The 1,739-nt window shown below is 43.0% G+C and carries 3 protein-coding genes; all 3 read left to right on the top strand.

From position 1 onward, the window contains the following. The first annotated feature begins 299 nt into the window (after positions 1-299). Genes VZ94_RS33020 through VZ94_RS31325 form a run of 3 tightly spaced genes read left to right on the top strand, consistent with a single transcriptional unit; the run spans position 300 to position 1,710 of the window. Positions 300-515 carry a helix-turn-helix domain-containing protein gene (locus tag VZ94_RS33020; RefSeq protein ID WP_157845019.1) on the top strand — a complete coding sequence of 72 codons (216 nt, stop codon included), beginning with the start codon at positions 300-302 and terminating at the stop codon, positions 513-515. A gap of 30 nt (positions 516-545) precedes the next feature. Beyond that, the gene (locus tag VZ94_RS31320) at positions 546-1,241 is read left to right on the top strand and encodes an ISAs1 family transposase (RefSeq protein ID WP_045780842.1); all 696 of its coding nucleotides are present in this window, start codon (positions 546-548) and stop codon (positions 1,239-1,241) included. Continuing rightward, positions 1,231-1,710, top strand: coding sequence for an ISAs1 family transposase (locus VZ94_RS31325; RefSeq protein ID WP_045780843.1), 480 nt, complete (start codon positions 1,231-1,233; stop codon positions 1,708-1,710). Before VZ94_RS31320 ends, VZ94_RS31325 begins: the two co-directional genes overlap by 11 nt. The last annotated feature ends 29 nt before the right edge of the window (positions 1,711-1,739 follow it).

Here is a 1,739-nt window from a genome sequence, read left to right on the forward strand (position 1 = left end):
TGGAGTTAAATTTTTCCCACTGACGACTTGGCCTGTGGCTGGTAAGCGCTCAACCAAACCACCTGTTATAAGTAGTATTTCAAAAATTATTTAACAAGAAAATAAGTTAAACTACTAGAATTTAAAACGACGTAAGATTTCACGATGTTGTTTGTAAAACCCCTATTACCAGAAGAAAGAGAAACCCTTGAGAATATGAAACGGCATCATCCAAGTCCTGTGCCACGGGAAAGGGCGCAAGCCGTTTTACTGAGCGCGGCGGGTTTTAACCTGAAAGAATTGTCTGCTATTTTTGGGTTTTGTCGACAAACGCAGTAACCTGGCTAAATGCCTGGGATAATAGCGGGGTAGCCGCCCTCTTGGATAAACCGCGTAGCGGGCGTCCCCGTAAACTGAGCGGTGAATCGAAAGACTATACTCTTGATAAAGTGGCTGAATCGCCTCGTTCACTCAAGACGGTGTTAGCGCACGACTTTCTCATAAAAAAAATTTATAGACAAGAGGCATACTATTGAAAAATTAGAAACACAACCGATAAGAGAAAGATGTCCATAGAGCGTGCTATAAATAAAACGGAATCTAGGCAAAAAAGGAAAAAATTTATAAAAGCAATCAAAAAACTCCCCGATAAACGCGATACTCGAGGAAAAAGACACACGCTACATTTTTTAATCACAGCGGTTGTATTGGGCTTAATGTCGAACCGTTCGAAGGTATCGGAACAACACCGCTATATTAGCAACAAAATAAAATGGTTGCGTAAGATAACAGGAGAAAAAGATGCGATGCCGATCTCACGAGCCCATTTGCCAAGAATGCTCGCGCAGTTAAATTGGGACGATTTGAACGTGCTTATTTACGACTGTTTTGATGCACACATCATGTTATCGGTTGACAACGAATGGATTGCTGTAGACGGAAAAACGCTGAGAGGGACGCTCAAGTCGTGCGAAAAACAAGCCTTGGTTCATGCGGTATCCCATGATAGCCGAATTGATGTAGCGCAAGCCCGCCAAGTGGGTGAGAAATCCAGCGAAATAACCGTTGTACGCGATTTCCTTAAAGACACCGGGTTAGAAAAGAAAAAAATCACGCTGGATGCGCATCATTGTAATCCGGAAACGACCGCGCAAATCGCCCAATCGAAAGGCAGCTATGTTGTCCAAGTTAAGGAAAACCAGCCGATTTTATTGGCACAACTGTCAGGAAGTCGCGCAGAATGCATCGCTGATGATAGCTAAAAATGAGACGGTCGATCCGGAACATGGTCGGATTACAACACGTCAGGCGCAGCTATTTTCGATGGCGTCGACAAGCCTTGATACGCGTTGGCAAAAAAGCGCTATAAACACGCTGATTGTTGTTCATCGGGAAACGTTCAACACCCATACTGAAAAGACGACGACAGACACCTCTTATTACATAAGTAATCAAAAGGTTAGCTCCGCTAAACAAGGCTCAGAATTGGCGGACACCATACGCAAACACTGGGGCGTGGAATCTAATAATTGGATTTTAGATGTCACTTTCAACGAAGATAATGTGTTGGTCAAAAACGGAAACCAAGCTCAAATAATGGCAAAATTACGCTGCTTTTCGGCCAATCTACTGCGCTGGTCAGGCGCGAAGAATTTTCAGCAAAAAATCGAGGAATTTGTTGATTTACCTGAGACACTCATTTCAACACTTAAGCAAGTTAATTTTTTATGAGAAAGCCGTGTAACTTTCACAGATAGCGA

Source organism: Methylocucumis oryzae (assembly GCF_000963695.1).
Lineage (GTDB): Bacteria > Pseudomonadota > Gammaproteobacteria > Methylococcales > Methylomonadaceae > Methylovulum > Methylovulum oryzae.

What these genes read in the sequence shown, in the direction of transcription:
- VZ94_RS31320 (WP_045780842.1), top strand. Translation starts at nt 546, where the DNA reads ATGTCCATAGAGCGTGCTATAAATAAAACGGAATCTAGGCAAAAAAGG.
- VZ94_RS31325 (WP_045780843.1), top strand. Translation starts at nt 1,231, where the DNA reads ATGATAGCTAAAAATGAGACGGTCGATCCGGAACATGGTCGGATTACA.